The sequence below is a fragment of the Streptomyces sp. NPDC017940 genome (assembly GCF_044328435.1).
Lineage (GTDB): Bacteria > Actinomycetota > Actinomycetes > Streptomycetales > Streptomycetaceae > Streptomyces.
This window is the reverse complement of record NZ_JBIRHJ010000001.1, coordinates 1,238,878-1,263,715: the sequence shown is the minus strand read 5'-3', so window position 1 is coordinate 1,263,715 and position 24,838 is coordinate 1,238,878. Positions and strand designations below refer to the sequence as shown.

Below are 24,838 nucleotides of genomic sequence, written 5' to 3'. Positions count from 1 at the left end.
CGCCCCCCGCGCGGCTGGTGCCCGCATTTATCGACTCTGTTGATGGGGGCGCCCCCGCCCCGGGGGGGCCCGCCACTTCAGGTGTGCAGTACACCGCGGGGGGGGGGGGGGGCCCCCCCCCCCCGGCCCACCGCTCCGGGGTGGCTCTTCAGCGCGCCTACGCCTCGACGCTGTCCTTCTGGCTGTCGTCCTTGCCAGTCGGACCGGCCTCGGCGGCCTCGCGCTCCGCCTGCTTCCTGGAGGCCATGAGGCTGGTGATCGTGGTGATGATCAGCACGCCGCAGATGACGCCGAGCGACACCGGGATGGAGATCTCGGGGACGTGTACGCCGTTCTCGTGCAGGGCGTGCAGGACGAGCTTGACGCCAATGAAGCCGAGGATCACCGACAGGCCGTAGCTGAGGTGGACCAGCTTCTTGAGCAGTCCGCCGATGAGGAAGTACAGCTGTCGCAGACCCATCAGCGCGAAGGCGTTGGCGGTGAAGACGATGTACGGGTCCTGGGTCAGGCCGAAGATCGCCGGGATGGAGTCCATCGCGAACAGGACGTCGGTGGTGCCGATGGCGAGCATGACGACCATGAGGGGCGTCAGGATCTTCTTGCCGTTCTTCTCGATGAACAGCTTCGTGCCGTGGTACCTGTCGGCGACGCCGAACTTCTTCTCGACGGACTTCAGGAGGCGGTTCTCCTCCCACTCCTCTTCTTCCTCGTCGGCACGCGCCTCCTGGATGAGCTTCCAGGCGGTGTAGATCAGGAACGCGCCGAACAGGTAGAACACCCAGGAGAAGCTGGCGATGATCGCGGCGCCGGCCGCGATGAAGACCGCCCGCAGGACGAGCGCTATCAGCACACCGAACAGCAGCACCCGCTGCTGGAGGTGTGAGGGCACCGAGAACTTCGCCATGATCAGGATGAAGACGAAGAGGTTGTCGACGCTCAGCGACTTCTCGGTGACGAAGCCCGCGAAGAACTCGCCGGACGCCTGGCTCTCACCTGCGATCAGCAGGCCTATTCCGAACAGCACGGCGAGCACGATCCAGACGATCGTCCACGTACCGGCTTCCTTGATGGACACGTCATGCGGCTTGCGGCCGATGACGAAGTCCATCGCGATCAGGGCACACAGACCGAGAACGGTCAGCACCCACATGGTCATAGAAACGTCCACTGCGCCTCCGGCGTCGTACGGCTACTGATCAGCGTCGTCGCTGCCGGAGGTCTCTTCCACCCGGGCGCGCTGTCCGCGCCGCGGGCCGACGCCCCGGGACCGATGGCGGTCCGTATTGACGGGCACGTCGCGTACGGGAGTACTCCCCTCCGCACTGACAAGAGTACGCGAAACACCAAGGTTAGGTAAAGGGAGCGGCAAACAAAGGCCAAGTGGCCAGGTCAGGGCGGTAGATGAACCGTTGACAGTCATTAGATCGACAAAGCCTGCCCGTGCTCTTCCGTTCTAGTGGTCGTCGCAACACCCCAGCTCAGGGGATGCGATGGAGTTCGAGGTTCGTAAGGTCCGGAAGCCGCAGGGGCCGAGGAGACTCGGTGCAGAGCGGGAGGAATACTTCCAGCTCGTGCAACAGGGCTACAGCAACAAAGAGGCGTCCAGAGCCGTAGGCGTTCACCCGCGGACGGCCCGTGGGTGGCGCAACGGACGTCGGTACAACAGCGGCAAGGTCGAGCCGCCCGTTCGATCAGAGCGGGCGGCCGTTCCTGCTACGCCTAGCCGGCATCTGCGCGAGGACGAGCGCATCCACATCGCCGACCGGCTACGGGAGAAGGCCTCGATCCGAGCCATCGCCGCAGAGCTGGGCCGCAGCCCATCGACTGTCAGCCGGGAGATACGTCGCAACGGCATGCCGCTGCGACGAGATGACTCCCGCTGGGCCTACCGGCCGCATGCCGCCCAGGCACGAGCTGAGGCCCGTCGCCCCCGACCCAAGCCAGGAAAGATCGGCACGTGTCCGCGACTGCGCGACTACATACAAGGGCGCCTGGAGCGGCGTTGGAGCCCTGAGCAGATTGCCCACCAGCTCCGCCGCGACTTCCCCGACGATCCGGAGATGCGAGTGACGCACGAGACCATCTACCAGGCCCTTTACGTCCAGAGCCGGGGAGAACTCCGCAGAGAACTTGCCCGCTTCCTTCGGACAGGGCGGGCACGCCGGAAGCCTCGTCGTCAGTCCAACAGGCGCCAGCCCCGCTACACCATTCCCATGGTGATGATCAGCGACCGCCCCGCCGAGGCGGACGACCGGGCCGTTCCTGGCCACTGGGAGGGAGACCTCATCGTCGGGACCGGTCATCGATCTGCCATCGGCACCCTGGTCGAGCGGACGACGCGCTTCACCATGCTGGTGCACCTGCCAGACGAGCACCGGGCAGAGCACTTCCACGAGGCCCTCGCACGCACAGTCAAGGCACTGCCACCCCAACTCAGACGGTCCATGACCTGGGACCAGGGCAACGAGATGGCCGGCCATGTGGCCTTCACCCTCGCCACGGGCATGCCGGTCTACTTCTGCAACCCGGCCAGCCCTTGGCAGCGCGGCTCAAACGAGAACACGAACGGCCTGCTCCGGCAGTACTTCCCTAAGGGCACCGACCTGGCTGCCCACACCCGCGACCACCTCGACGCTGTCGCCACTGAACTCAACAGCCGCCCACGCAAGACGCTCGGCTGGGAAACCCCAGCCGAGCGTCTGTCTAAACTGCTCGCCACCACACGTCAGTGATCACGTGTTGCGACGACCTCTGGAATTCGCCGCTGCGGGCGCGCTTCGAGGAGAAGGAGCGCGGGGCGGGGACGAGAGGCGGGGGGACGGGCGGGGCGAGGGGTGGCCGTCAGCGGCTGCCGGTGCGGCGTGCCGCTCCCACCCGGTCCAGGACGTGGCCGAGCACCTGACTGCCCGGCGGCACCGCGGGCGGCTCGTACGTCCACGCGTGGCCCACCCACGGGTCCGCGAGGTGGTCCTCGGGCACCGGCGTCAGCCGCAGTAGCGCTCGCCACAGCGGGTCGAGCAGGGGGCCGTACTCCGCGGCCTCCTCGCGGTCGGCGACCATCATCAGGTGCACGCCGACCGCGGGGCCCTCGTCGGCGAGATAGCGCAGCCGGGTCACGGCGCGGTCGTCGAAACCGTGCGGGAAGTCGTTCACGACGAGCAGCTGCTCGCCGGTGTCCAGGTCCTGCGGCAGCGCGTCGGCGACGCCGCCGCGGACCGCCATCTGCACCAGGTCCACGCGCTGGGTGAGCCGGGTGAGCAGGGCGGTGACACCGGCGGCGCCGGTCGCGGGCGGCTCGTCGAGGACTCCGGCGGTCACGAGCGGCGCGAAGGCGCTCGTGCCGGTGCCCGCGGCGTCGATGACGTGCACCGTGAACGCGCCGGGCGGGTAGGAGGCGAGCAGCCGGGCGGCGTGGGTGACGGCGCTGTCCAGGGCGAGGCGGCGCAGCTGGTCCGCGTCCGCGAGGGAGTCCGTGCCGGAGCGGCCGCTGTCGATCCACAGGCCGCGCTCCAGGGGCAGCCGGACGAGCATGGGGATGCGCAGCTCCGGGCGCTCGGGCAGGTGCAGGCCGCCGAGGCGCAGGGCCATCGGGACCTCCATGGGCGCGCGATAGCCCTGCCAGACGGGGCTCGACCAGTCGGCGAAGGCCACGGGCAGGGCGGGCTCCACGACCTCCGCCTCCGCGGCGAGCTGGGCCAGGTCGCGGTCGAGGGCGGCGCGCGCCTGGTCGACGAGGTCGCCGTGGCGGGTGCGGGCGGCGGCGCGCGCGGCGTCCCCGGTGTCGCCGATGCGGCTGCGCGGGTCGGAGAGGACCTTGTCGAGCTCCTGCTCCATGCGGGAGTCGGCGAAGTCCACGGCGCTGCGGTACGCGGCGGCGGTGCGGGCCAGGTCTTCGAACATGCCCCAGACCTGGTTGTAGAGCCGCTCCTCCAGGGACCAGCCGGTGGCGTCACCGGCGACGGGCGTGGGGTGCTGTCCGGGCGCCGCGGGGCGGGCCGTGGGCGCGGGCGGCGGGGGCGCGGCCGCCTGGCGGCGCGGGTGGGTGTAGTTCACGGGCCCGCCGTCGCCGGGCTGCGGCGGGACGGCGTCGCCCGGGTGCTGGGGCACGGGCGCGCCGCCGTCGCCGGGCTGCTGGGCGGGGACGACGGGCGTGGCGGCAGGCTCGGCGGCCGGCTCGGGCGGGCTCGGCGGCTGGCCGGGGGCGGTGTGGCCCTGGGCTGCGGCGCGCACCCGGGCCTCGTCCGCGGGGCGGGGCGGTGGCGTGGCCACGGAGCGGGCGAGGCCGCGCGCCACCGCGTCGTTGATGGCGGTCGCCAGTTCCTGGGCCCTGGGCAGGCCCTGGTCGGTGAGCAGGTCGGTGAGGCCGCCCGCATAGCCCTGGCCGACGGCGCGGACCTTCCAGGCGTCTTTCCTGCGGTACAGCTCCAGGGCCACGACGGCCGACTCGGCGGACAGGTCCGTGATCGTATAGCTGGCGATCTCGGTGCCGTCCAGGCCGGTGACGGCGACGAAGGGGGCGGCGACGGCGCCGAAGGTGACCGGGCCGCCGACGCCGACCGGCAGCGCGAGCAGCACGTTCACCTGGTGCACGCCGTCGGGCAGGGCCTTCAGGTCGACGGCGAGGCGGTGGTCGGCGGCCGCCTGCTGGGACACTTCGAGTCCCGGCAGGGTGGGCGCGCCGGGGTGCGCGACCCAGGACGTGCCGCGCACCGTGCGCTTCTCGTCGCTGAGCGTGGCACCTGCCACGATCGGCTTGCCGGCCGACACCCGGATCTCGAGGCGGGTGCCGGGCAGTGCGTGGTTCTGCCCCCTGACCAGCTCAGCCGTCATCGCGTTCGTTCCCCCTTGTGTCGGCCCCCTCACCGGGCCTGCGTACGGACTGCCGGGCCGGACAGCCGGTCTGCGGTGCTACAGGTTGGCGCTCACAGCTTCTCGGTGCCGACAGCCGCGGTGCTCACGGCTGCGTACTTGGAGGTGCGTGCTCACAGGTGCGTGCTCACAGGTGCGGCAGGATCGCCGGCATCAGGTCCTGGAAGGTGCGGCCGTTGGCGGGGTTGCCGAGGGCCGTCATCTGCCAGCCGGAGCCCGCGCGGTGCACCTTGGCCATGATCTGGGCGGTGTACTGGCCGCCGCCGTCGAGGGTGTAGCGGGCGAGTTCCTGGCCGTTGGTCTCGTCGACCAGGCGGCAGAAGGCGTTCTGCACCTCCTGGAAGGTCTGGCCGGTGAAGGAGTTCACCGTGAAGACGATCTGGTCGATGTGGACCGGGACGCGCTGGAGGTCGACGAGGATGGCCTCGTCGTCGCCGCCCTGGCCGACACCGCCCACGAGGTTGTCGCCGGTGTGCCGCACCGAGCCGTCGTCGCTGACGAGGTGGCGGAAGAACACCACGTCGACGGGCTGCTTGTCGGCGAAGAGCACCGCCGACGCGTCGAGGTCGACCTCCCGGGTGCGGGAGCCGAACAGGCCGCGCCGCGGGGCCGCCTGCCAGCCGAGTCCCATGCGCACTGAGGTCAGCGCGCCCCCGTCGTTCTTCTGCAGGCTGATGGCCTGGCCCTTGGTCATGTTGACCGTCACGCGCTGTCCCCTTCTCGAACTGCCCCGGCGACCGCCCCTTGCGGCGGCCGCCCGTTCACCCTATGCAGCGGCGTCCAGGGTGACGCACCCGGTCGGGCAATTTGTGTCGGTGTTGCAACACAGCGCGATGTCGCGGCGCCCCGCCCGCACTATGCCAGTCCGGCTTCCTTCATCTGTCGCAGTTCCTTCTTCATCTCCGACACCTCGTCCCGCAGCCGGGCGGCGATCTCGAACTGGAGGTTCGCGGCGGCGGTGCGCATCCGCTCGGTCATCTCCTCGATCTGCGCGGCGAGTTCGGCGGCGGGGCGGTCCGTGGGGGCCTTCTTCGCGCCCTTGCCCTTGGCGGATCCGGCCGCGGCGGCCTTCTTGCCGTCCTTGGCCGTGCTGCCGAGGGAGGGCACGGGGGCCTTGGCGCTCTTGCCGTCCTTCGCCTTGCGGTAGTCGGTGCCGAGGAGCTGTTCCGTGTCGACCTCCTCGCGTGCGATCGCCGACACGATGTCGTTGATCTTCTTGCGGAGGGGCTGCGGGTCGATGCCCTTCTCCTTGTTGTACGCGACCTGCTTCTCCCGGCGGCGGTTGGTCTCGTCGATGGCCTTCTCCATCGCCGGGGTGATCTTGTCGGCGTACATATGGACCTGGCCCGAGACGTTGCGCGCGGCGCGGCCGATGGTCTGGATCAGGGAGGTCCCCGAGCGCAGGAAGCCCTCCTTGTCCGCGTCCAGGATCGCCACCAGGGAGACCTCGGGCAGGTCTAGGCCTTCCCGGAGGAGGTTGATGCCGACCAGGACGTCGTACTCACCGGAGCGCAGCTCGCGCAGGAGCTCGACACGGCGCAGGGTGTCGACGTCGCTGTGCAGATAGCGGACCTGGATGCCGAGCTCGAGGAAGTAGTCGGTGAGGTCCTCGGCCATCTTCTTGGTGAGGGTGGTGACGAGGACGCGCTCGTCCTTCTCCGTGCGCTTGCGGATCTCGTGCACCAGGTCGTCGATCTGGCCCTCGGTGGGCTTGACGACGACCTCGGGGTCGACGAGGCCGGTGGGCCGGATGATCTGCTCGACGAAGCCGTCGCCGCGTGAGAGCTCGTACTTGCCGGGGGTCGCCGAGAGGTAGACCGTCTGGCCGATGCGGCCGAGGAACTCCTCCCACTTCAGCGGGCGGTTGTCCAGGGCGGACGGCAGCCGGAAGCCGTGGTCGACGAGGGTGCGCTTGCGGGAGGCGTCGCCCTCGTACATCGCGCCGATCTGCGGGACCGTGACGTGCGACTCGTCCAGGACGAGCAGGAAGTCCTCGGGGAAGTAGTCGAGGAGGGTGTTGGGGGCGGTGCCGGGCGCGCGGTCGTCGAAGTGCATCGAGTAGTTCTCGACGCCGGAGCAGGAGCCGATCTGGCGCAGCATCTCCAGGTCGTACGTGGTGCGCATGCGCAGGCGCTGGGCCTCCAGCATCTTGCCCTGCTTCTCCAGCTCCGCGAGGCGCTCGGTGAGTTCCTTCTCGATGCCCGTGACGGCCTTCTCCAGGCGCTCCGGGCCCGCTACGTAGTGGGAGGCCGGGAAGACGTACAGGTGGTCGTCGTCGCTGATGACCTCGCCGGTCAGCGGGTGCAGCGTGGAGAGGGCCTCGATCTCGTCGCCGAACATCTCGATGCGGACGGCCAGCTCCTCGTACACCGGGAAGATCTCGATGGTGTCGCCGCGGACCCGGAAGGTGCCGCGGGTGAAGGCGAGGTCGTTGCGGGTGTACTGGATGTCGACGAAGCGGCGCAGGAGCTGGTCGCGGTCGATCTCCTCGCCGACCTTGAGCGGCACCATGCGGTCCACGTACTCCTGCGGGGTGCCGAGGCCGTAGATGCAGGAGACGGAGGCGACCACGACGACGTCGCGGCGGGTGAGCAGCGAGTTCGTCGCGGAGTGGCGCAGGCGCTCGACCTCCTCGTTGATCGAGGAGTCCTTCTCGATGTACGTGTCCGACTGGGGGACGTAGGCCTCGGGCTGGTAGTAGTCGTAGTACGAGACGAAGTACTCGACGGCGTTGTTCGGCAGGAGTTCGCGGAACTCGTTCGCCAGCTGGGCGGCCAGGGTCTTGTTCGGCGCCATCACGAGTGTGGGGCGCTGGAGCTTCTCGATCATCCACGCGGTGGTGGCCGACTTGCCGGTGCCGGTCGCGCCGAGCAGGACGACGTCCTTCTCGCCCGCGCGGATGCGCTTGTCCAGGTCGGCGATGGCCGCGGGCTGGTCGCCACTGGGCTGGTACGGGCTGACGACCTCGAAAGGTGCCACCGTGCGTTCGATCTTCGATACGGGCCGCATGGAATCAACCGTACGACCCCCCACTGACAACGCCCCCCGCTCACCACTTCTGCGGGGCCCGCGCCTCCGGTCTGCGGCGGCTCCTGCGGGTGGCGGGGCGGGGCCCGCCGCGGCGGCTCACGTGCGACGGCTGGCGGTCGCCGGAGCGTGGCACGGAGTACGGGGAGGTGCGCGGGCGGGCGGCGGCCCTCAGGTCGGCCTTGCCCAGCATCATCAGCGGGTCGAACATCACGATGACGCCCGCGAGCAGCAGGAAGGCGAGCGGGCCGACCATGAGGGGGGCGAGGATCTCGGCCGAGGAGTCGCCGGACGGCGCGGTGGAGGGGCCGTGCAGGTGCACGCTGACGGCGGCCATGCCGGTGTAGTGCATGCCGCTGACGGCGAGGCCCATGACGAGGCTGGCGCCGAGGCTCCACAGGAAGCCCCTGACCTGTCCCGCGGCCCACAGGGCGGCGATGGCGGCGACCACGGCGATCACCACGGACGCGGCCACGGTCAGGGTGTTGTACTCCAGCCTGCCGCCAAGGCGCATACCGGCCATTCCCAGGTAGTGCATCGACGCGATGCCGAGCCCGGTGATGGTGCCCCCGGTGAAGAGCGCGGTTCCCCTGGCGCCGCGGTAGCCGACGATGAAGATCCCGATGCCCACCATGACGATGGCGACGGCGAGGCTCGCGAAGGTCGTCGTCCGGTCGTAGTGGACCGGGGCGCCCGCCACGGAGAAGCCCATCATGGCGATGAAGTGCGTCGTCCAGATGCCGGACCCGATGGCGGCGGAGCCGAGGGCGAGCCAGCCGGGCCGCCAGGAGTGCGCCACGAGCAGCGACCTCGTGGTGCAGCGCAGGCCGAGCGCCCCTCCCAGGCAGGCCATCAGATAGGCGACCACCGGGGTGACGAATCCGTAGCTGAAGCCGTCGACCGTGCCCTCCATGAGCGGTAGCCCTTCCGCCTGTCGTACGTGGATGTTCCGGAACGCCCCGTCTTCCCCGGCCGACGGCCGGACGAGGGCCGTGGACTGAGGTGAGAGTAGGGCTCAGCCGTGAACGCACGACCGATTTTCCGGCAAAGAAACACGGGTTCCGCGCGCGGGGTCCTCACTTGAGGGGTTGGCGTTCAACCTGTGGCCATCCTGTACCTGTCAGTAGTTGGCCGTGCACTGTCATTCTCAAGCGGAACCCCCTGTGAGTCCTGATGCGAGGAGAACCCGTGTACGTACGCGCCGCCGCTGCCACCACCGCCGCCCTGCTGGGGGCGGGCGCGCTCGTCCTGCCCTCCACCGCCGCCGCGCGGACCCCCGCCGATGCCTCCGTCGCCCAGGGGAGGCCGGCCGCCGCACACAAGAACCCCACAGTCGTGGCACACCGCGGCGCCTCCGCCTACGCCCCGGAGAACACGCTGGCCGCGATCGACAAGGCCGCCAGGATGGGGTTCCGCTGGGTCGAGAACGACGTCCAGCGCACCAAGGACGGCGAGCTGGTGATCGTCCACGACGACAACCTGAAGCGGACCACGGACGTCGAGGAGGTCTTCCCCGACCGCGCCCCGTGGAAGGTGAAGGACTTCACCGCGGCGGAGATCGCCAGGCTGGACGCGGGCAGCTGGTTCGGGGAGAAGTACAGGGGCGCGCGGGTGCCGACGCTGACGCAGTACATGAACCGCGTCTCGCGCAACCACCAGAGCCTGGTCCTGGAGATCAAGAAGCCGGAGCTGTACCCCGGCATCGAGCAGGACACCCTGCGGGTGCTGCGCAAGACGGGCTGGCTCGACCGCCACCACGTCAAGAACAGGCTGGTCGTCCAGAGCTTCGGTGCGGACACCGTCAAGAAGGTGCACGAGCTGCGGCCCGACATCAAGACCGGCTTCCTCGGTACGCCCGCGGTCGCCGACCTGCCGACGTACGCGAAGTTCTCGGACCAGATCAACTCGACGCACACGTCCATCTCCGCCGACTACGTAGCGGCGATCCACGGGCTCAAGGGCCCGCACGGAAAGCGCCTGGAGATCTTCACCTGGACCGTGGATGAGACCGCCGCCGCCCAGCGCGTCGACGGCTTCGGCGTGGACGGCATCATCACCAACAAGCCCGACGTCGTGCGCAGGGCGATCCACAACTGACGGCAGGGCCATTCACAACCGACGGCAGGGCCGTCCACAACTGACGTACGGGCGCGGGGGACTTGCTCCGACACGGCACGACCACGGCGCCGCGGGACCACCGTCCCGCGGCGCTGTCAGTGGGCGGTCGTACCGTAGGCGTCATGAACGCCATGGGGCACCACGAGCAGGACCGGGACGAGCGCGGGCCACGGGCCCCGCGCCCCCGCGCCGTATGGGCCGTCGTCGCCTCCGACATCGGCCCGCTGCTGCTGGCCGCGACGGACACCGGCCTGGTCAACGTCGTCTTCCACGCCACGCCCGACGTGCGCGACAAGGCGCTGGCGCGGCTCGCGTCCCGCCTCGGCACCGAACCGGCCGAGGACCCCGTGTCGCCGCTCCTCGCCGAGCCCATACGCCAGCTGCGGGCGTATCTCGCGGGTGAGCTGCGCGACTTCGAGCTGCCGCTCGACTGGTCGCTGATCTCCGGCTTCAACCGCCAGGTGCTGCGCGAACTGGCCACGGGCGTGCCCTTCGGCACCGTGGTCGGGTACGGGGACCTGGCGCACCGCGTCGGCCAGCCCGGCGCGGCCCAGGCGGTCGGCGTGGCGATGGGCTCCAATCCACTGCCGATCGTGGTGGCCTGCCACCGCGTGGTGGAGCGCGACGGCGGCATCGGCGGCTTCGGCGGCGGCCTGGAGACGAAGCGGCAGCTGCTGGCCCTGGAGGGGGTGCTGCCCGCGCCGCTGTTCTGAGGGGGGATTCTGGGCAGCAGGGGTTCTGGGCATCAGGGGTTCTGAGCATCGGGGGTTCTGGGCATCCGGACTGTCCGACAGTCATGTCCCCGTCAGTCTCTTCCCTGTCACACTGCGCGCGTGGTCATATCCTCCTCGCCCCGGCCCGCACCCCGGGGTGCCGCTCCGGCCGCACTTTCCGCCCTGGCCGACCTGGCCGACCTTTCCTGCACGGACGTCCCGGCCGTCGCGGCCGTCCTCGTGGCGGTCCCTCGCGACCCGCGACGCCTCCGGTGTCCCTGGTGAGCGCCACGGGGCGGGCGACAGGACCGGGGGCCGCGGCCGGGGTGCCCGTGGGCGCCGAGGAGCTGCCCCTGTTGCGGCGCCGCGTCACCGCGGTCCTGGTCGTGAGCCAGATACTCGGCGGGCTCGGTGTGGCCACCGGCATCGCGCTCGCGGCCGTCCTCGCGAAGGAGATCAGCGGCAGGGAGTCACTGTCCGGGCTCGCGCCGACGGCGACCGTGGCCGGGACGGCGCTGCTCTCGGTGCCGCTCGCGGCGCTGATGACGGCACGGGGCCGGCGCCCCGGTCTCGTACTGGCGTATGTGATCGGCGCGGTCGGCGCTGCCGTCGTGGTCGTCGCCGCGGCCGTCGGGAGCTTCCCGCTGCTGCTCGTGGGCATGGCGGGGTTCGGCGCGGCGTCGTCGGCCAACCTTCAGGCCCGGTTCGCGGCGGCCGACCTGGCCGAGCCCGACGGCAGGGCGCGGGCCATCTCGAACGTGGTGTGGGCGACGACGATCGGCGCCGTCCTCGGCCCCAACATCGCGGCGCCCGCGGGCCGCAGCGTGCGCGGACTCGGCGTCCCGGAGGCGTCCGGACCCTTCGTGTGGGCGGCCGGGGTCTTCCTGCTCTCGGCGCTGGTCGTCGCGGTGCTGCTGCGCCCCGATCCGCTGCTCACCGCGCGGGCGCTCGAACCCGCCACCGAACAGAGTGCCGGCGGCCGTTCGCTGCGGGCCGGGATCGCCGCGGTGGCCGCGTCCGGGCGGGCACGGCTCGCCCTGGTGACGGTCACCGTCGCCCACACCGCCATGGTCTCGATCATGTCGATGACCCCGGTCGACCTCGGCCACCACGGTGCGGGCATCGACCTGATCGGCCTGGTCATCAGCGGCCACATCGCGGGCATGTACGCGTTCTCACCGGTGATGGGGCGCCTCGCAGACCGCGTCGGACGGCTCGCCGTCATCGGTCTGTCCGTGGGGCTGCTGGGCTGCGCGGCACTGCTCGCGGGGACCGCGGGGAGCAACCACGGGCAGACGGCCGCGGGCCTGTTCCTGCTCGGCCTCGGCTGGTCGGCGGGGCTCGTGGCGGGCTCCGCGCTGCTCACTGACTCCGTACCGCAGGCCGCACGCGCCGCCGCCCAGGGCCTCTCCGACCTCACCATGAACGCCGCCGCGGGCATCGGCGGCGCCGTCGCGGGCCTGGTGGTCGCGCGGGCGAGCTACGGCTGGCTCAACCTGGGCGCGGCCCTCCTGCTGCTGCCCCTGGCCGCGCTCGCCCTGCTGGGCCGCCGGGGGTGACCCGGCTGGGGCGCCGAGTGTGACCCTGCTGGTGCGCCACGCGTGACCCTGATCGACCGCCGGGAGTGCCTCTGCTCTGCGGCCGGGTGAGGTCCTGCTCGGCCGCCGGGTGAGTCCCCGCTCAACCGCCGGGTGAGATCCCGCTCAACCGGCGAGCGTGATGTGGTACGCCTTGCGCAGCGTCTCGTGCACCGTCCACGTCGTACGGTCGCCCTCGCGCAGGACGGCGGCGTCGCCGGGGCCGACCTCCAGTACGTCGCCGCCCTCCACCGCGACGGTGGCGCGGCCGCTGACGACCACGAAGAGCTCGTTGGCCTCGGTGTCGGTCACCACGCCCGGGGTGATCTGCCAGATGCCGCGCACCTGCTTGCCGTCGGCGGACTCCCACAGGACCTTGCCGGTGACGACGGGCTCGCCGGAGACGATCTGCGCCGGGTCGAGGGGTTCCTCCTCCAGCTCGACATCCGGAATGTGCACGGCAAAAGAGGCGACGCTCTGATCATTCGTGGTCATGGCCGGTCACCCTAATGGGTTTGCCGTGCCGCGCCGACCGCCAGGGATGAAGGGAGACCCGACCGGCACGACTGGCGCGACTGGCGCGACTGGCGCGACTGGCAGGAGGCTGACCGTGTTCGTGGTGTCCGACGAGGTACAGGCGGCTCTTTCCCGGCGGCAACCGGTCGTCGCCCTGGAGTCCACGATCATCGCGCACGGACTGCCGCGCCCGCGCAACCTGCGGGTGGCGCTCGAACTCGAAGAGGCCGTACGCGCCGAGGGCGCCGTGCCCGCCACGATCGCCGTCCTGGACGGCCGCCCCCGCATAGGCCTGGCCGAGGCGCAGTGGGAGCGGGTCGCCGGTGGTGACGGCATCCGCAAGCTGGGCCACCGTGACCTGCCGCTCGCCGTCGCCACGGGTGCCGACGGCGCCACCACGGTGTCCGCGACCGCGTCCCTCGCGGCGCGCGCGGGGCTTCGGGTCTTCGCCACGGGCGGCCTCGGCGGGGTGCACCGGGAGTGGACGCGCACCCAGGACGAGTCGGCGGACCTCGGCCTGCTCGCCCGGACCCGGATCACGGTGGTGTGCGCGGGCGTCAAGTCGATCCTCGACGTGGCGGCGACGCTGCAACGCCTGGAGACGCTGGGCGTCGCGGTGGCCGGCTACGGCACCGACCGCTTCCCCGGCTTCTACCTCACGGACTCCGGGCACGGCGTGGACTGGACGCTGCGGACGCCCGCGGAGGTCGCCGCCGTCATGCGCGCCCAGGACGCGGTCGCAGGACCGGAGTCGGCGCTCGTCGTGGCCAACCCCGTGGCGGAGGCCGAACAGCTCGAACCGGCCCTCCACGCGCGCGTGCTGCACGAGGCACTGCGGGAGTGCGCCGCGCGGGGCGTGACCGGCCAGGCGGTGACCCCGTTCCTGCTCGACCACCTGATGCGCCACACCGACGGCGCCTCACTGGAGGCCAACCTCGCCGCCGTACGAGGGAACGTACGCCTCGCCGCCCGGATCGCGGCGGCATGGGCACAGGGGTGACGGCTGCCGCCGGTCCTGGCGGGCCCGCTCCCGGCGCCCTGCTCGTCGTGGGGGACGTCGTGACGGGCATCGTCGCCCGGCACCGCACCCCCCTCGCGCCGGGCACCGACACGGCCGCGGCCATCCGTACCGTTCCTGGCGGCGCGGGCGCCAACGTCGCGTGCTGGGCGTCCCATTGGGGCTGCCCCGACGTGCGCTTCCTGGGGCGGGCCGGGTCCGACTCGGCGGCGTGGCACGAGGAGATGCTGGTCCGTGCCGCCGTACGTCCCCATCTGGCCGTCGACCCGGACGCCCCCACGGGCACCGTGATCAGCCTGGTGGACGCGGCGGGTGCGGCGGCCGAGCGGACGTTCCTGACGGACAGCGGTGCCGCACTGCGCCTGTCCCCCGACGACTGGACGCCCGCGCTGCTGGACGGTGTCGCCTGGCTCCATCTGTCCGGCTATCTGTTCTTCGCCGTGCCGAGCCGCGAGACCGCGCGGGCCGCGCTGACGGCGGCACGCGCGCGTGGGCTCACGGTCAGTGTGGATCCGGCGTCGGCGGGGTTCCTGGCCCGGCACGGGCCGGACCGCTTCCTGGCCGACACGGCAGGGGTGACCGTGCTCCTCCCCAGCAGGGACGAGGCGGGGCTCCTCACCGGGCTGCCCGCGCCCGCGGACGCGGCGGCCGAGTTGAGCCGCCGGTACCCCGAGGTGGTGGTCAAGCTGGGCGGCGAGGGTGCGCTGGCCGTGCGGAACGGGCGGGTGCGGGCCCGGGTACCGGCCGTACGGGTGGTCGCGCGGGACTCCACCGGGGCGGGTGACGCGTTCACCGGGGCGTTCGTCGCGTCACGGCTCGCGGGGGCGGCACTGCGGGACGCGGTGGCCGAGGGGTGCGGGGCCGGGGCGCGAGCGGTGACACGGGTGGGGGCCCGGCCGGCGTGGCGGGCCCCGCTCCGTGAGGAGACGTGAGAGGAGGCGTACGACGTGGGAGCGGACGTACGGGGAGGGGCGTCGGGGGGCGTCGGGGTGCCCGTCAGAGTGCCTGAGGGGGTGTCAGGGCGCGAAACGGTTCACGCGGCGCGAGACCGGCCACACCGCGTGAAACAGGCCACAACGCCAGAAACGGGCTACACGGCGCGAAACGGGCCACGCCGCGTGAGGTCCCGCCCGGCGTCAGACCTTGCGGGCCCAGGCCGAGACCAGGGGGGCCGAGGCCGGGTCGACACTGCGCTCGGCGACGTGGGCGAGGTGCCGCTCGATGTCGTCGTGCGTGGCGAGCCTCGCCGCGACCAGGTCCGCGCGCAGCTGCTCGACGGTGGCGGACTCCAGGGCCGCGCTCGCCGGGGACACGAGCGGGAAGTACGCGTCGGCCTCCACGTGGCGCAGCCCGGCGGTGCGCAGCAGCCGGGGCAGCATCCGCCCGTACGCGAGGTCGGTGCCACGCTCGGCGAGCAGGGTGCGGACGCCCTTCCGCAGCCGGTTCGCCAGCTCCTGTTCGGGCCCGTACTCGTCGGGGCAGGCGTGCGCCTGGAGGGCCTGATCGGCCTCCTCGATCAGGAGCCTGCCGCCCGGGCGCAACGCCCGGACCATGGACCGCAGGGCTTGTTCGGGGTCCGGTACGTGGGTGAGCACGAGGCGGGCGTGCACGAAGTCGAACGCCTCGGGGGGCGGCGCGTCGACGGCCACGTCGTGGGCCCGCACCTGGACGGGCGGGCGTGCGGCGGGCCGCAGCGGCGCCGTGTCGGTGGCGGTGGCGAGGACGAGGCCGGTGGGCCCGACCCGCTTGGCGAGCCAGGACACGACGGACGTGCTGGTGGCGCCGACCTCCCAGCAGCGCCAGCCGGGCCCGACGCCGAGCCGCTCGATGTGCCGGAAGGTGGTGGGGTCGAAGAGGGCGGCGAAAGCGGTGCAGCGGGTCGCTGCCTCTTGGGGCCGTCCGGTGAGGACATGTCCGTCGATTCGTGTCATGTGGCGATCATTACAGTTCCGGAGCGGAGTATTCCGTTCCCACAGGCCTCAGCGTGGTGTCGGACCGGACTGGCAGACTTGGTCATCAAGTCCAGCGCTAGGAGCTGCACATGTCGATGACGGACAACCTGCGGAAGGTCGGTGGCCTGCGCAAGGTGGGGAATCTGCGGACCGTCCGCGGATTGCGGAGAGTGGCACGGCTGACCCGGCGCGGCCCCCGCGTCGACCTCAGCCACCCCGCCCGCTCACCGCTGGGTTCCTCCGTCGTCAAGTGCGTGACGTATCGCAAGGGCGTGCGTCAGGCGCCGGGCCGTGAGGGCGGTCTCGTCGAGGCCGTGGCGCAGATCCGCAAGAGCGACGACGGCTTCGTGTGGCTGGGGCTGCACGAGCCCACGGAGCAGGAGTTCGCGGACATCGCCGACCTCTTCGACCTGCACCCGCTGGCGGTCGAGGACGCGGTGCACGCCCATCAGCGGCCGAAGGTCGAGCGCTATGGCCAGACGCTGTTCGCGGTGTTCAAGACGGTCTGTTATGTGGAGCACGCCCAGCTGACGGCGACCAGCGAGGTGGTGGACACCGGCGAGATCATGGTCTTCGTCGGCAGGGAGTTCGTGATCACCGTGCGGCACGGCAGGCACGGTTCGCTCGGACCGCTGCGCGAGCAGCTCGAAGGAACGCCCGAGCAGCTCGCACAGGGCCCGGCCGCGGTGCTGCACGCCATCGCGGACCAGGTCGTGGACGACTATCTGGGCGTGGCGGACGCGGTGCAGGACGACATCGACCAGGTGGAGGCGGACGTGTTCGCGCCCGAGGGGGCGCGCGGCGTCGACCCGGGGCGGATCTATCAGCTCAAGCGCGAGCTGCTCGAACTGAAGCGGGCGGTGGTCCCGCTCGGCCGTCCCCTCCAGGTGCTCGCCGCGAAACCGATCCGCTTGATCGCCCCTGAGATACAGGCGTACTTCCGCGATGTCGACGACCACCTCAAGCGCGTCACCGAGCAGATAGCGGCCTTCGACGAACTGCTCAACTCGATCCTCCAGGCCCACCTGGCCCAGGTGACGGTCGCGCAGAACGAGGACATGCGGAAGATCACGGCCTGGGCCGCGATCGTCGCCGTGCCCACCATGATCTGCGGGATGTACGGCATGAACTTCGACCACATGCCCGAGCTGCGCTGGCAGTACGGCTACGCACTGGTGATGGGGGTGATAGCCACGGGTTGCTTCGCGCTGTACCGGGGCTTCCGGCGCAACGGCTGGCTGTGAGGGGACGCCCGCGGCGAAGCCCTGGCGGAGCCCGGCGTGGGCCCGGCGGGAGCCCGGTATGGGCCTGGCAGGAGCCCGGTGTGGGCCTGGTGGGAGCACAGCGTGGGCCCGGTCGGAGTCCAGCGTGGGCCCGGCGCGAGCCCGGCGGGAGTTCGGCGCCCGGCGCGAGTTCGGCGAAGCCCGACGGGAACTTGGCGAAGCCCGGCGTGGGTGAAGAGGGCCCCGGCGTGCACCCCTGCGAGGCCGGAGGAAGGCCCGGCACGGGAGCCCGGCGGGAGGCCTGTCTCAGGACCGGGCGTAGACGCTCTCCGCCCAGCCCGCGAGCTGCTCCTCGGTGAGGTGCTTGGCGAGGTCGGCCTCGCTGATCATCCCGACCAGGCGCTTGTCCTCGATCACGGGCAGCCTGCGGATCTGATGTCCCTGCATCTCCTCCAGTACGACGTCGACACCCGCGTCCGACGCCACCCAGCGCGGGGTGCCCTTGGCCATCTCGCCCGCGGTGACCTCGGCGGGGTCGTGTCCCATGGCCACGCAGCCGATGACGATGTCGCGGTCGGTGAGGATGCCGCACAGCCGTTCGTTCTCGTCGCTGATCGGTAGGGCGCCCACGTCGAGTTGGCGCATGAGCTGGGCGGCACGGTCCAGGGTTTCGTGCGCGGGGATCCACCGGGCGCCCCGGTGCATGATGTCTGCGGCGGTGGTCATGGGTACCTCCCGGTGCCGGAGAGCCGGCGCGGCGCGGGAGCACCGCTGGTCCCGGCACCCGCATGGGCCCCGGCATCCCCATTGTCGCCGCCGGGGAGGCGGGCCGCACCCGCAGTTCCGGGCGGCGGGGGCTCACGGGTGAGCGGCGGGGGCTCGCGGGTGGGCGGCGGGGGCTCGCGGGTGGGCGGCCGGGTCAGCCGTTCCAGGCGGGGTGGCGGGGATCGTCGGCGCGGACGACGACATCGGCCGCGGTGGTGGGCCCGGTCTCCGACTCGTAGCGCTCGAAGGCGGGCAGGGTCCAGTGCTCCGCCTCCGGTGTGCGCCGTCGCAGGGCCCCGGGCGACAGCCGTAGGTGCACCGTCAGGTCGAAGGGGAACCAGTGGCCGAGCAGCAGGGGGCCGTGCAGCAACAGCAGGGCACCGGGGGGGAGTTGGACGTAGGGGGTGCGGGTGGCCCGGTCGGCGTGCGGGTCCCACAGGTCGGGCAGGACCCGACCGGTGCCGTCCGCCCCCAGTGGCCCGAAGACCTCACGCCACAGGGCGCCGGTGTCGAACCAGCCGCTGTAGTACGCCTCGACGTCCTCGTGCCCGTACTCCAGGCGGAGCGAGGCGGGCCGCAGGAACCCTTCGGTGCCGACGACGAGTGAGGGTCGTCCGCGCACGCGCAGCGCCTCGCCCACCCGCAGGGCGAGTTCGCCCGGCCGGGCGGCGGGGGCACCGTCGAAGGCGACCCGGGGCCAGGGGCCGCCGTCCCGTGGTTCGAGGTCGGCGAGACGGTCGGCGAGGGTGTCCGTGAGCCGTTCCCAGGTGATCGCTTCGAGTCGCACGGGCCCATGATGCCGCGACGCGCCCCGCGCACGCGGGCCTGGTCCGGCAAGGCCTGGTCTGGTCCGGCCCCGGCGTAGTGGGGACACGGGGTACCGGGCGCGGGCGCGCGGGGCGTGAGACTGGGGCGTATGAGATCGCGGGCTCCGCGTATGGCTTCCGGGGCGTCGTGGTCATTGACTGGTCCCCTACAGTCCGCGTCGTTCGGGACCGGCGTGGCGCCCGTCCGGCCGGGGCCGGACCCAGCCAGGGAGTTGCCATGATCGAGGGACCCTACTTCGTGCTCACCGTGGTCGGTGCGGTCGCCTGCGGGCTCGTCGCCGGAGTGTTCATCGGCTTCTCCACCTTCGTGATGAAGGGCCTCGCGGCCCTGCCGCCCGCCCAGGGCGCCGCGGTCATGCGGGCGATCAACACCGCGGCGCTCAAGCCCCCGTTCATGGCCGTGTTCATGGGGGCGACGGGCCTCAGCGCGGTGCTCGCCGTGGTGACGTTCGTGCTGTGGCCCGACGAGGGCACGGTGGAGCTGCTGCTCGGCTGCGCGCTGTATCTGTTCGGGTGCTTCGGCGTGACCGTCGCAGCGAACGTGCCCCGGAACGAGGCCCTGGCGAAGGTCGACGTGGCGTCCGAGCACGGCGCCGAGTACTGGCGTACGTATGTGGCCGAGTGGACGATGTGGAACCACGTCCGCACCGTCGCCGCGACCGCCGCGGCCTTCTCCTTCATCCTCGGCCTGACCTGACGCCGCCGCTGCCCGAGGCCTCCGCCTGCCGCGAACCCGTCGTCGCTGCCCGGGCCCCCACCCGCCGCGAACCCATCACCGCCACCCAAGGCCCCACCCACCGCGAACCCGCCGCCACCGCCCGGGCCCCCACCTGCCGCGAACCCATCACCGCCACCCAAGGCCCCACCCACCGCGAACCCGTCGCCACCGCGGCAGCGCACCTCCCCGCACCGCATGCCGAGCCCCCCTCCCCGACGTACCGTGGCAAAAGGACGCGGCCTACGCGTAGGGAGACGGCCATGGCCGACCCCAGGGGATTCATGCGCCACCCGCGCCGGGAGTGGCCGCGGCGGCCGGTGGGCGAGCGGGTCGAGGACTGGGACGAGGTGTACGTACCCGGCGGTCTGCTGCCCCTCGTGGAGCAGCAGGCCGAGCGGTGCATGGACTGCGGGGTCCCGTTCTGCCACGAGGCCTGCCCGCTGGGGAACCTCGTCCCGGAGTGGAACGACCTCGTCTCGCGCGCCGACTGGCACGCCGCCGCCGAGCGGTTGCACGCCACGAACAACTTCCCGGAGTTCACCGGACGGCTGTGCCCGGCGCCGTGCGAGGCGGGCTGTGTGCTCGCCGTCAACCAGCCCGCGGTGACCATCAAGAACGTCGAGGCCGCCATCGCCGACCGCGTCTGGGCGGACGGTCTCGCGCCGCCGCGGCCACCGGGGCGGCTGAGCGGGAAGTCGGTCGGGATCGTCGGGTCGGGGCCCGCGGGCCTCGCGGCGGCGCAGCAGCTGACGCGGGCCGGGCACACGGTCGTCGTCTACGAGCGGGACGACCGGCCCGGCGGGCTGCTGCGGTACGGGATCCCCGCGTTCAAGATGGAGAAGGCGCAGCTGGAGCGCAGGCTCGCGCAGCTGCGGGCCGAGGGCACCGGGTTCCGTACGTCGACGGCGGTCGGCAGGGACATCGGCGCCGCGGGGCTGCGGGCCCGCCATGACGCGGTGGTGCTCGCCGTCGGGGCCACGGCGTGGCGGGACCTTCCGGTGCCGGGGCGTGCGCTGGCGGGGGTCGTGCAGGCCATGGAGTATCTGCCCCCGGCGAACCGGGTCTGCGAGGGCGACCTCGACGTCTCGCCGCTCTCTGCCGCGGGCAAGCACGTGGTGATCGTGGGGGGCGGCGACACGGGGGCGGACTGCCTGGGCACGGCGGTACGGGAGGGCGCCGCGTCGGTGACGCAGGTGGACATCCGCGCGCGCCCGCCCGCGGAGCGGGACGAGGCGGTCGACCCCTGGCCGGTGTATCCCACGGTGCACCGGGTGTCACCCGCCCACGAGGAGGCCGGTGAGCTGCGCTTCGCGCAGGAGCCCGACGTCGACGCGCGGCTGTTCGCGGCCTCCGCCCTGCGGTTCTGCGGGGACGGGAGGGGGCGGGTTCGGGCCGTCCTGCTCGCCGGAGTGGACGCGCGGCGGCGCCCGGTGCCGGGCGCGGAGCGCACACTGCGGGCCGACCTGGTGCTGCTCGCCCTGGGGTTCGAGGGCCCCGAGGTGGCGGCGGGCGGCGCGGTCGCGGAGCTGGGGGTGGCGGTGGCGCCGGACGGAAAGGTGGCGCGGGACGAGGAGTACGCCACGGATGTGCCGGGGGTGTACGCCGCCGGGGACGCGGGGCGCGGCCAGTCCCTGGTGGTCTGGGCGATCGCGGAGGGCAGGTCGGTCGCGGCGGCCGTGGACCGCCACCTCATGGGCACGACGACGTTGCCGTCCCCCGTGACCGCGTCGTCCCGCCCCCTCAGGGCGTGAGCAGGCCACCCCCCGCAGGACGGGAACCTCCAGGGGGCGCACCCCGGCGGATAACACCGAGCCCCCACCACCCGCAACGGACCTTTACGACCCCTTACGACCCCGCACAACCCCTGACGACTCTTTACGACTCCTTACGGGCAACCCCACCGAAGATGGGAAGCGGCCCGTCCCCCACGGGCGGCACCCGCTCGCCCAGTTCCGGATGCCACTCGTCGGCCACCGTCACCCCGGGCGGCACCAGGGTCAGGCCGTCGAAGAAGCGCATCACCTCGGCGCGGTCGCGCAGCGCGAGGTTCAGGGAGCGCGCCTTGTAGAGATCGCCCGCCGAGCGCGCCCGCTCGGGGGTGAACTCGCCGGTGCCGTGCGACAGCATCAGGTAGCTGCCGGGCGGCAGCGCGGACACCAGTTCCCGCACCACCTCGTACGCGCCGTCCTCGTCGGGGACGAAGTGCAGGAGAGCGACGAGGGACAGGGCCACCGGCCGGGTGAAGTCCAGGGTTCTGCGGGCCTCCGCGAGGATCGCCGCCGGGTCGCGCGCGTCGCCCTGGATGTACTCCGTGGCGCCCTCGGGCGTCGACCGCAGCAGGGCCTCGGCGTGGGCGAGCACGATGGGGTCGTTGTCGCAGTAGACGACGCGCGCGTCGGGCGCCACGCCCTGGGCGATCTGGTGCAGGTTGGGCTCGGTCGGGATGCCGGTGCCGATGTCCAGGAACTGCCGGATCCCGGCCGTGGCGAGCCAGCGCGTGGCGCGCTGCATGAACGCGCGGTTGGCCCGCGCCACCGCCGGGATCCGCGGGTCCATGGCGACGAGCTGGCGGCCCAGCTCCTCGTCGACGGGGTAGTTGTCCTTGCCGCCGAGCCACCAGTCGTACATCCGCGCGGGATGCGGCTTGCTCGTGTCGATGTACGCCGAGCCGCCCTGGTCGCCCTGGGCCCGCTCCGTCCCGGTCATCCGTGGCTCCCTTGCCCCTTCAACCAATTCACCGCATCACGTGTCATCGCCGTACACAGCCGGTTCACCCGTACGTGTCGAGATACGTGTCGAGACAGCGCGAGTCAAGACAGCACGAGTCAAGGCGGCACGTGTCACGACAGCAGGAAGTCCGCCTCCCCCGCCTTCGCGCCCTGTATGAACGCCCTGATCTCACCGTCGGTGTATATCAGCGCGGGGCCGTCGGGGTCGGAGGACTGGCGGACGGCGACGCGGCCGTCCGCCAGCTTCATGGCTTCGAGACAGTTCCCGCCGTTGCCGCCGCTCCAGGGCTTGTGCCAGCCCTCGATGCCCAGGTCACGGGCCGGCATGCCGTTGTAGACCCGGGAGCCGGACCCCGGTGGCCGGGAGTCGGCGCGGGCGTCGGGCCGGGACGCGGGGCCCGTGCCCGCACGGTGTCGATCTCGGTCCATTCACAGCTCCTTGCGGACATCCCGGAGGATCTCCTTCGTGCGTTGTGCGGTCGCGGCCTGGGCCGCCATGCGGTCCATGACCTCGAGGTGGGTCGCCACCTCGGTGCGCGCGTCCAGGTAGACGGCGCCGGTCAGGTACTCGCTGTAGACCATGTCCGGCAGCTCCGCCATGGCGAAGCGGAAGAGCACGAACGGGCCGAACGTGCCGGGGTGCGGGCCCGCCGCGAACGGCGCGACCTGGAGCGTCACATGCGGCAGCTCCACCGCGTCGAGCAGCCGGTCGACCTGTGCGCGCATCACCTCGGGTTCGCCGACGGGTCTGCGCAGCGCGGTCTCGTCCATCACGACCCACAGCCGCGGCGCGTCCTCGCGGGCGAGCAGCGCCTGGCGCTCCATGCGCAGCGCCACATACCGCTCGATGTCCTCGGGCCTCGTCTGGCCGATGGCCCCCGAGCGGAGCACGCCACGCGCGTAGTCCTCCGTCTGGAGCAGCCCCGGCACGAAGTGCGGTTCGTAGGACCTGATGAGGCTCGCGGCGCCCTCCAGGCTGACGTACATGCTGAACCAGCCGGGCAGGATGTCGTGGAAGCGCTGCCACCAGCCGGGCTTGTTCGCCTCCTCGGCGAGCAGCACGAAGGCGTCCGCCTCTTCGTCCGTGACGCCGTACGCCTTCAGCAGCAGCTGGAGGTACGGGATCTTCAGGGCGACCTCGGCGGTCTCCATCCGGCGCACCGTGGCGGGGGCCACGCGGAGTATCCGTGCGGCCTCGTCACGCTTCAGACCGGCTCGTTCGCGCAGGTCTTGCAGGCGACGACCGAGAACGACCTGCCCGACGGTCGGCGCCGACCGCGGTTCGCTCACGTCCTACCTCCACCCACTTCGCGTCGCTCTCTGCATGCTGGTGCACTATCCGCGTTACCGTGCGTAACCGCTCTTCACTGCGTGTCGTGCCAAGTCACGCCGCTCGGTGAGGCGTTGCGAGAAGTGTGCCATGCGCCGTCTCAAAGGAACATGTCACTGTGCACTTTTCAGAGTGGCCCTTGCCAAGGTGTTCGCGCCGGGGCGATAGTGGAAAACGTGACTCCGCCCGCATCGTTAGGAACTGATGCCACCCGCGGCCGACTTGGTGCGTGCACCAGGAACCGGACGCACGGTGGCGAGCCCTGTGTCACCTTCACCCTCGCCGCGACGCCGAGTTCCGTGGCGCGGGCAAGGCGGTTGACGCGCGACAGGCTCAGTTCCCTGACGGTCGGCGACGACGCCTGCGACATCGCGGCGCTCGTCGTGTCCGAGCTGGTCACCAATGCGATCGTGCACACCGGAAGCCGTACTGTCGTCTGCGAGATCTGCACGGGTGCCGACACCGTGCGGATAGCCGTACGCGACGAGGGTCACGGCGCGGGAGTGCCACGGCCGGCGGGACCGAGGGGGCCCGACGAGGAGCATGGGAGGGGACTGCTTCTCGTGAGTGCCGTGAGCAGCGCATGGGGTGTCCAGGACTTCGGATCCGGCCTTTCGGTGTGGGCGGAGCTACCGAGATCACCCGATCCGGCGGCGTGCTCCTTCGGTAGGGAGGAGTTCTGTGTCGATGGGGTCGATGGGTTCGATGGGGTTGCTGGGTTCGACGCGATCGACGGGATCGACGGGTTCGACTCGGCGGCCCTCGGGTGACGCGGGTACGACGGGTAGGGCTGGTACGACGAGTACGGCGGGCGCGAGGAGTGCCGCCGCCAGTACGACGAGTGCAGCAAGTGCGGCAATTGCGACAGTGATGTGGTCGGGGGATATGTGAGCACGGGGTCAGCGCGGCTGTTCGAGCTCGACACCTTGGTACGGCTCTCGCGAGAGCGGGAGCGGGCGGTCGGACGGCGGGTCGTGAGTGTGCAGCCAGTGGCACGGCTCGCCGTCCCCGCCGGAATGCGGCAGCCGCTCGGATGCGACGCGGTGGCCGTACCGGCGGAGTTCGGACCGCGACTGCTCGCACGGCTCCCCCGGGTGGGCTGTGTGTACGAGGACGGGCCGCGCTGGTGGTGGATCGTGCCCGTGGATTCGGACGAGGCCCTGGAGTGGCCGCCCGCGGCGTACTACTCGCGCGGGGCCCTGCTGCCCGACTCGACGCGGGAACCCGTCCTGGTGCACCGCCCCGAGGACCCCGAGGGGCCCGGGACCGCCGTCCCCTATACCCCGCCGATTCCCCTGTACCTGGCCCTGTGCCGGTTGGCCGGGGCCGTACCGGGGTGGGCGCGGGCGGTCCGGGCCTGACCCGGGGACGCCTCAGGGGTGCCGCCACACCCTTGCCCACACCCGAAGGGCGCCGCGCGGTCGACCGCGCGGCGCCCTTTATCGTGTGCGCGCCC

23 protein-coding genes are annotated in these 24,838 nt (G+C 71.8%); 11 read left to right on the top strand and 12 right to left on the bottom strand.

The window, feature by feature from the left end:
- Nucleotides 1-157: 157 nt before the first annotated feature.
- On the bottom strand, nt 158-1,156 hold the full coding sequence (locus ACH4DX_RS05310; protein WP_398154046.1) for a TerC family protein: 999 nt from the start codon (nt 1,154-1,156) through the stop codon (nt 158-160).
- A gap of 334 nt (nt 1,157-1,490) precedes the next feature.
- Here ACH4DX_RS05310 and ACH4DX_RS05305 point away from each other — a divergent pair, with 334 nt between their 5' ends.
- Nucleotides 1,491-2,732: an IS30 family transposase gene (locus tag ACH4DX_RS05305; RefSeq protein WP_398154045.1), complete on the top strand. Its 1,242-nt coding sequence runs from the start codon at nt 1,491-1,493 to the stop codon at nt 2,730-2,732.
- A 109-nt stretch (nt 2,733-2,841) separates the two neighbouring features.
- Here the strand turns inward: ACH4DX_RS05305 and ACH4DX_RS05300 are convergent, their stop codons facing one another.
- From ACH4DX_RS05300 to ACH4DX_RS05285, 4 genes are all read right to left on the bottom strand, one after another.
- A complete protein-coding gene (locus ACH4DX_RS05300) occupies nt 2,842-4,830 on the bottom strand; it encodes a TerD family protein (protein WP_398154044.1) in 1,989 nt (662 codons plus the stop codon).
- Between the two features lie 166 nt (nt 4,831-4,996).
- Complete coding sequence (locus ACH4DX_RS05295; RefSeq protein WP_398117969.1) at nt 4,997-5,575, bottom strand: TerD family protein; 579 nt, start codon at nt 5,573-5,575, stop codon at nt 4,997-4,999.
- Nucleotides 5,576-5,724: 149 nt separating this feature from the next.
- Complete coding sequence (gene uvrB / locus ACH4DX_RS05290) at nt 5,725-7,878, bottom strand: excinuclease ABC subunit UvrB (RefSeq protein ID WP_398154043.1); 2,154 nt, start codon at nt 7,876-7,878, stop codon at nt 5,725-5,727.
- A 40-nt stretch (nt 7,879-7,918) separates the two neighbouring features.
- Entirely contained in the window at nt 7,919-8,809 is an 891-nt protein-coding gene (locus ACH4DX_RS05285) for an MHYT domain-containing protein (RefSeq protein ID WP_398154042.1), read from the bottom strand.
- Between the two features lie 275 nt (nt 8,810-9,084).
- Between ACH4DX_RS05285 and ACH4DX_RS05280 the strand changes: the two genes are divergently transcribed.
- From ACH4DX_RS05280 to ACH4DX_RS05270, 3 genes are all read left to right on the top strand, one after another.
- Complete coding sequence (locus ACH4DX_RS05280) at nt 9,085-9,993, top strand: glycerophosphodiester phosphodiesterase (RefSeq protein ID WP_398154184.1); 909 nt, start codon at nt 9,085-9,087, stop codon at nt 9,991-9,993.
- Nucleotides 9,994-10,145: 152 nt separating this feature from the next.
- A complete protein-coding gene (locus tag ACH4DX_RS05275; protein ID WP_398118115.1) occupies nt 10,146-10,727 on the top strand; it encodes a methylated-DNA--[protein]-cysteine S-methyltransferase in 582 nt (193 codons plus the stop codon).
- Between the two features lie 281 nt (nt 10,728-11,008).
- Entirely contained in the window at nt 11,009-12,286 is a 1,278-nt protein-coding gene (locus tag ACH4DX_RS05270; protein ID WP_398154041.1) for an MFS transporter, read from the top strand.
- A gap of 144 nt (nt 12,287-12,430) precedes the next feature.
- Here the strand turns inward: ACH4DX_RS05270 and ACH4DX_RS05265 are convergent, their stop codons facing one another.
- Nucleotides 12,431-12,799 (bottom strand): cupin domain-containing protein, encoded by a 369-nt coding sequence (locus tag ACH4DX_RS05265; protein WP_398154040.1) that lies wholly within the window; start codon nt 12,797-12,799, stop codon nt 12,431-12,433.
- A 115-nt stretch (nt 12,800-12,914) separates the two neighbouring features.
- Between ACH4DX_RS05265 and ACH4DX_RS05260 the strand changes: the two genes are divergently transcribed.
- Both ACH4DX_RS05260 and ACH4DX_RS05255 read left to right on the top strand, forming a co-directional pair.
- Nucleotides 12,915-13,820 carry a pseudouridine-5'-phosphate glycosidase gene (locus ACH4DX_RS05260; RefSeq protein WP_398154039.1) on the top strand — a complete coding sequence of 302 codons (906 nt, stop codon included), beginning with the start codon at nt 12,915-12,917 and terminating at the stop codon, nt 13,818-13,820.
- Nucleotides 13,805-14,770, top strand: coding sequence for a carbohydrate kinase family protein (locus ACH4DX_RS05255; RefSeq protein WP_398154038.1), 966 nt, complete (start codon nt 13,805-13,807; stop codon nt 14,768-14,770). The genes ACH4DX_RS05260 and ACH4DX_RS05255 overlap by 16 nt, the downstream gene beginning before the upstream one ends.
- 204 nt (nt 14,771-14,974) lie before the next feature.
- On the opposite strand, the gene ACH4DX_RS05250 is transcribed toward ACH4DX_RS05255, so the two are convergent.
- Nucleotides 14,975-15,769, bottom strand: a complete 795-nt coding sequence (locus tag ACH4DX_RS05250) for a methyltransferase domain-containing protein (RefSeq protein WP_398154037.1) — start codon at nt 15,767-15,769, stop codon at nt 14,975-14,977.
- 110 nt (nt 15,770-15,879) lie between these two features.
- Here ACH4DX_RS05250 and ACH4DX_RS05245 point away from each other — a divergent pair, with 110 nt between their 5' ends.
- Nucleotides 15,880-17,034: a magnesium and cobalt transport protein CorA gene (locus ACH4DX_RS05245; RefSeq protein WP_398154036.1), complete on the top strand. Its 1,155-nt coding sequence runs from the start codon at nt 15,880-15,882 to the stop codon at nt 17,032-17,034.
- 285 nt (nt 17,035-17,319) lie between these two features.
- On the opposite strand, the gene ACH4DX_RS05240 is transcribed toward ACH4DX_RS05245, so the two are convergent.
- Nucleotides 17,320-17,739: a CBS domain-containing protein gene (locus tag ACH4DX_RS05240; RefSeq protein WP_398154035.1), complete on the bottom strand. Its 420-nt coding sequence runs from the start codon at nt 17,737-17,739 to the stop codon at nt 17,320-17,322.
- 193 nt (nt 17,740-17,932) lie between these two features.
- A complete protein-coding gene (locus ACH4DX_RS05235) occupies nt 17,933-18,565 on the bottom strand; it encodes a uridine kinase (protein ID WP_398154034.1) in 633 nt (210 codons plus the stop codon).
- Between the two features lie 257 nt (nt 18,566-18,822).
- On the opposite strand from ACH4DX_RS05235, the gene ACH4DX_RS05230 reads away from it, so the two are divergent.
- Together ACH4DX_RS05230 and ACH4DX_RS05225 are read left to right on the top strand one after the other, a co-directional pair.
- The gene (locus tag ACH4DX_RS05230; protein WP_398117950.1) at nt 18,823-19,302 is read left to right on the top strand and encodes a DUF1772 domain-containing protein; all 480 of its coding nucleotides are present in this window, start codon (nt 18,823-18,825) and stop codon (nt 19,300-19,302) included.
- Nucleotides 19,303-19,583: 281 nt separating this feature from the next.
- Nucleotides 19,584-21,074 (top strand): glutamate synthase subunit beta, encoded by a 1,491-nt coding sequence (locus tag ACH4DX_RS05225; protein ID WP_398154033.1) that lies wholly within the window; start codon nt 19,584-19,586, stop codon nt 21,072-21,074.
- A gap of 124 nt (nt 21,075-21,198) precedes the next feature.
- Here the strand turns inward: ACH4DX_RS05225 and ACH4DX_RS05220 are convergent, their stop codons facing one another.
- The 3 genes from ACH4DX_RS05220 to ACH4DX_RS05210 form a co-directional block, all read right to left on the bottom strand.
- The gene (locus ACH4DX_RS05220) at nt 21,199-22,029 is read right to left on the bottom strand and encodes an SAM-dependent methyltransferase (protein ID WP_398154032.1); all 831 of its coding nucleotides are present in this window, start codon (nt 22,027-22,029) and stop codon (nt 21,199-21,201) included.
- A gap of 134 nt (nt 22,030-22,163) precedes the next feature.
- The gene (locus tag ACH4DX_RS05215) at nt 22,164-22,379 is read right to left on the bottom strand and encodes a DUF397 domain-containing protein (RefSeq protein ID WP_051852755.1); all 216 of its coding nucleotides are present in this window, start codon (nt 22,377-22,379) and stop codon (nt 22,164-22,166) included.
- 102 nt (nt 22,380-22,481) lie between these two features.
- Nucleotides 22,482-23,342, bottom strand: a complete 861-nt coding sequence (locus ACH4DX_RS05210; protein ID WP_398117944.1) for a helix-turn-helix domain-containing protein — start codon at nt 23,340-23,342, stop codon at nt 22,482-22,484.
- A 150-nt stretch (nt 23,343-23,492) separates the two neighbouring features.
- Between ACH4DX_RS05210 and ACH4DX_RS05205 the strand changes: the two genes are divergently transcribed.
- Together ACH4DX_RS05205 and ACH4DX_RS05200 are read left to right on the top strand one after the other, a co-directional pair.
- A complete protein-coding gene (locus ACH4DX_RS05205; RefSeq protein WP_398154031.1) occupies nt 23,493-24,152 on the top strand; it encodes an ATP-binding protein in 660 nt (219 codons plus the stop codon).
- Nucleotides 24,153-24,269: 117 nt separating this feature from the next.
- Nucleotides 24,270-24,743, top strand: a complete 474-nt coding sequence (locus ACH4DX_RS05200; RefSeq protein WP_398117941.1) for a hypothetical protein — start codon at nt 24,270-24,272, stop codon at nt 24,741-24,743.
- The last annotated feature ends 95 nt before the right edge of the window (nt 24,744-24,838 follow it).

Excerpts from the sequence above, each read along its gene's own strand:
- ACH4DX_RS05310 (WP_398154046.1), bottom strand. The coding sequence starts at position 1,156 with ATGACCATGTGGGTGCTGACCGTTCTCGGTCTGTGTGCCCTGATCGCG.
- ACH4DX_RS05230 (WP_398117950.1), top strand. The coding sequence starts at position 18,823 with ATGATCGAGGGACCCTACTTCGTGCTCACCGTGGTCGGTGCGGTCGCC.
- ACH4DX_RS05300 (WP_398154044.1), bottom strand. The coding sequence starts at position 4,830 with ATGACGGCTGAGCTGGTCAGGGGGCAGAACCACGCACTGCCCGGCACC.
- ACH4DX_RS05205 (WP_398154031.1), top strand. The coding sequence starts at position 23,493 with ATGTCACTGTGCACTTTTCAGAGTGGCCCTTGCCAAGGTGTTCGCGCC.
- ACH4DX_RS05225 (WP_398154033.1), top strand. The coding sequence starts at position 19,584 with ATGGCCGACCCCAGGGGATTCATGCGCCACCCGCGCCGGGAGTGGCCG.
- ACH4DX_RS05265 (WP_398154040.1), bottom strand. The coding sequence starts at position 12,799 with ATGACCACGAATGATCAGAGCGTCGCCTCTTTTGCCGTGCACATTCCG.
- ACH4DX_RS05285 (WP_398154042.1), bottom strand. The coding sequence starts at position 8,809 with ATGGAGGGCACGGTCGACGGCTTCAGCTACGGATTCGTCACCCCGGTG.
- ACH4DX_RS05305 (WP_398154045.1), top strand. The coding sequence starts at position 1,491 with ATGGAGTTCGAGGTTCGTAAGGTCCGGAAGCCGCAGGGGCCGAGGAGA.
- ACH4DX_RS05275 (WP_398118115.1), top strand. The coding sequence starts at position 10,146 with ATGGGGCACCACGAGCAGGACCGGGACGAGCGCGGGCCACGGGCCCCG.
- ACH4DX_RS05250 (WP_398154037.1), bottom strand. The coding sequence starts at position 15,769 with ATGACACGAATCGACGGACATGTCCTCACCGGACGGCCCCAAGAGGCA.
- ACH4DX_RS05245 (WP_398154036.1), top strand. The coding sequence starts at position 15,880 with ATGTCGATGACGGACAACCTGCGGAAGGTCGGTGGCCTGCGCAAGGTG.
- ACH4DX_RS05220 (WP_398154032.1), bottom strand. The coding sequence starts at position 22,029 with ATGACCGGGACGGAGCGGGCCCAGGGCGACCAGGGCGGCTCGGCGTAC.
- ACH4DX_RS05215 (WP_051852755.1), bottom strand. The coding sequence starts at position 22,379 with ATGCCGGCCCGTGACCTGGGCATCGAGGGCTGGCACAAGCCCTGGAGC.
- ACH4DX_RS05255 (WP_398154038.1), top strand. The coding sequence starts at position 13,805 with ATGGGCACAGGGGTGACGGCTGCCGCCGGTCCTGGCGGGCCCGCTCCC.
- uvrB (WP_398154043.1), bottom strand. The coding sequence starts at position 7,878 with ATGCGGCCCGTATCGAAGATCGAACGCACGGTGGCACCTTTCGAGGTC.
- ACH4DX_RS05240 (WP_398154035.1), bottom strand. The coding sequence starts at position 17,739 with ATGACCACCGCCGCAGACATCATGCACCGGGGCGCCCGGTGGATCCCC.